Here is a 3,084-nt window from a genome sequence, read left to right as displayed (position 1 = left end):
GTCGACGTGCTCGTCAACTCGGCCGGTATCAACCTGCTCAGCGAGGACGTCGTCGCCTTCGACCGTGCGAAGTGGGATCCGATGATCGCGGTCAACCTCACCGCGGCCTTCGACTTCGCCCGCGCCGCGGCCGAGGTCATGATCCCGAATCGCCGCGGCAAGATCATCAACATCGCCTCCCTCTTCTCGTTCCTCGGCGGGCGTCAGTCGCCCGCGTACGCGGCGTCCAAAGCCGGCATCGTCGGGTTCACCAAGGCGTACGCCGACGAACTGGGCGGATACGGCATCCAGGTCAACGCGGTCGCGCCCGGGTACTTCGCCACGGCCCTCACCGAGAAGACCCGATCGGATGCCGCGGCCAACGCCCGCATCGTCGACCACGTCCCCGCGGGCCGGTGGGGAGACCCCGCCGATCTGATGGGCGCGGTCGTGTTCCTCGCCAGCCGCGCCAGCGACTACGTCACCGGGCACACGCTCGTCGTCGACGGCGGCTACCTGCTGCGCTGACCCGATACCCCCTCGATCAAGGAAGACCGACATGGCCGATTCCCGTTCCCCGCTGACCCGTTCCGACATCGCCGCGCGTCTCACGGACCTGCTCGGCGCCGAGGCCGTCGACACCCGTGAGGCCGAGCTGCGCGAAGCCAGCGTCGACCGCTTCAAGAAGTACTCCGCCGTCCACGGCATCTTCGACGGGCCGTTCCCCGCCGCCATCGTGTACCCGCGCTCGACCGAGGAGGTCGCCGCCGTGCTGCGCTTCGCGGACGAGAACCGGATCGCGATCGTCCCGCGCACCGGTCGCACGGCGACCGAGGGAGGGCTCGAGACGGTGATCGCCGACACGATCGTGCTCGACGGATCGCGGATGGACGGCATCCTGCACATCGATCCCGTCGACATGATGGTCACCGTCCAGTGCGGCGCCGGGTTGCAGCGCGTCGAGGACGAGCTGCGCGCGCAGGGGTACACGACCGGCCACTCGCCGCAGTCCAAGCCCCTCGCGCAGTACGGCGGTCTGGTCGCGACGCGCTCGATCGGGCAGTTCTCGACCCTCTACGGCGGGATCGAGGACATGGTCGTGGGACTCGAGGCCGTGCTGGCCGACGGCACGGTCGCGCGCATCAAGAACGTGCCGCGTCGCGCGGCGGGTCCCGACATCCGCCACCTCATCATCGGCAACGAGGGCGCGATGGCGTTCGTGACCGAGGTGACGGTCAAGATCTGGCCCTACACGCCCGAGAACAACCGGTTCTTCGGTTTCCTCACCGAGGACTTCGGCGCGGGCATCGAGCTGCTGCGCGAACTCGTCACGCAGGGCTACCGCCCCTCGGTCGCGCGCGTGTACTCGCCCGAGGACGCCCGGCAGCACTTCGCCCACTTCCACGAGGGCAAGAGCGTGGTCGTGCTGGTCGCCGAGGGGCCCCGCCGTCTCGCCGACGCGACCGCCGAGGCCATCGCCGAGGCGGCCGAGGGCAAGCCCCTCGAGCGCGTCGACGACGCGCTGATCGAATCGTGGTTCGACAACCTCAACTGGGGTCAGGACAAGATCGACCGCGAGAAGCGCGAGATGCTCGAGAAAGCCCACCTCGGCTACACCACCGAGGTGTCGGTGGACTGGTCGCGCGTGGTCGAGCTGTACGAATCGGTGATGGACCGCGTGCGTCGCGAATTCCCCCGCGCAGCCGACCTGACCATGCTCGGCGCGCACTCCTCGCACAGCTACCAGACCGGCACGAACCTCTACTTCGTGTACGACTACGACATCCACTGCGACCCGCGCGACGAGATCACGGAGTACCACGAGCCGCTGAACGCGATCGTCGTCGAAGAGGCGCTGCGCCTGGGCGGGTCGATGGTGCACCACCACGGCATCGGCAAGTACCGCACCGCCTGGACCGACGAGGAGCACGGCAGTGCCGTGGTGCTGCTGGAGCGCATGAAGGCCGCGCTCGACCCGAACGGCATCATGAACCCCGGCACGATCTTCGCCCTGGGGCGCTGATGCCCGTCGTCGTCGCGATCGACAACGGCTCGCAGTCGACGAAGGTGCTCGTCGTCGACGAGACGGGACGCGTGCGCGCGCAGGCGCGCGTGGGGCTCCGACCCTATGCGACGCCCGCGCCCGGGCGTAGCGTCCATCCCGACGACGACGTGTGGGACTCGATCGTGCGCGCGTGCCGCCTGGCGATGGACCGCTTCGACGGCGACCCCGCCGAGGTGGTCGGCATCGGTCTGTGCACGATCCGCTTCTGCCGCGCTCTGCTGCGCCCCGACGGCGCGCTCGCCGAACCGCTGCTGAGCTGGATGGACGAGCGCGTCTCGCGTCCGCACGTCGCCACGCCCGACGTGGCGCACGTGACGACCTCGTCGGGGTACATCGCGCACCGCCTCACCGGCGCATTCCGCGACGCCGCCGGCAATTACCAGGGCGTCTGGCCGATCGATCAGCGCTCGTGGCGGTGGTCGTCGGACCCGGATGCCGTGACGGAGACCGGCATGGATCCTTCGCTGCTCAGCGAGCTCGTGGATCCCGGTGCCGAACTCGGCCGCGTGAGCGCGGAGGCGTCGGCGGCGACCGGCCTGCCCGCGGGCGTGCCGGTGTTCGCGACGTCGAACGACAAGGCCGTCGAGGCGCTCGGTGCGGGCCTGGCCTCGTCCGACGACGTGCTGCTGTCGTTCGGCACCTACATCGCGGCGATGACCGTGGCCGATGCCCCCGGTGGGGGAGAGGCGCACTGGGTGAACTTCGGCTCCCGCCCGGGCCAGTACCTCGCGGAGTCCACCGGCATCCGTCGGGGCATGTGGACCGTGAGCTGGTTGCGCGACCTCCTGCATCCGGTCGCGCCCGACGACGACATCTACGCATTCGACCGCAGCCTCGGTGCCGAGGCGGAAGCGGTCGCTCCCGGATGCGACGGGGTCGCCGCCGTGCTGGACTGGCTCGCGCCCAGCGACGAGCCGAACCGTCGCGGCGCCTTCGTCGGCTTCTCGGGTGCCCAGGGTCGCGGGCACCTGTACCGCGCGGTGACGCCGCGCTCGCGCTCCATGTCCTCGATGTGGTCCGCCATCGTGAACGCGATCGCC

At 70.0% G+C, this 3,084-nt stretch carries 3 protein-coding genes; all 3 read left to right on the top strand.

Features of this window, described 5'->3' with window-relative positions:
- A partial coding sequence (locus QZ433_RS02760) for an SDR family oxidoreductase (RefSeq protein WP_295779907.1) occupies window positions 1–507 on the top strand: 507 nt, incomplete at its 5' end.
- 31 nt (window positions 508–538) lie between these two features.
- Complete coding sequence (locus tag QZ433_RS02755; protein WP_295779906.1) at window positions 539–2,002, top strand: FAD-binding oxidoreductase; 1,464 nt, start codon at window positions 539–541, stop codon at window positions 2,000–2,002.
- The coding region (locus QZ433_RS02750) for an FGGY family carbohydrate kinase (protein ID WP_295779905.1) at window positions 2,002–3,084 on the top strand (1,083 nt) is incomplete at its 3' end. The genes QZ433_RS02755 and QZ433_RS02750, both read left to right, overlap by 1 nt.

The organism is uncultured Microbacterium sp., from assembly GCF_913776565.1.
GTDB lineage: Bacteria > Actinomycetota > Actinomycetes > Actinomycetales > Microbacteriaceae > Microbacterium.
The sequence above is the reverse complement of the archived record's forward strand: the minus strand, read 5'-3'. Positions and strand labels throughout refer to the sequence as shown.

What these genes read in the sequence shown, in the direction of transcription:
- QZ433_RS02755 (WP_295779906.1), top strand. Translation starts at nt 539, where the DNA reads ATGGCCGATTCCCGTTCCCCGCTGACCCGTTCCGACATCGCCGCGCGT.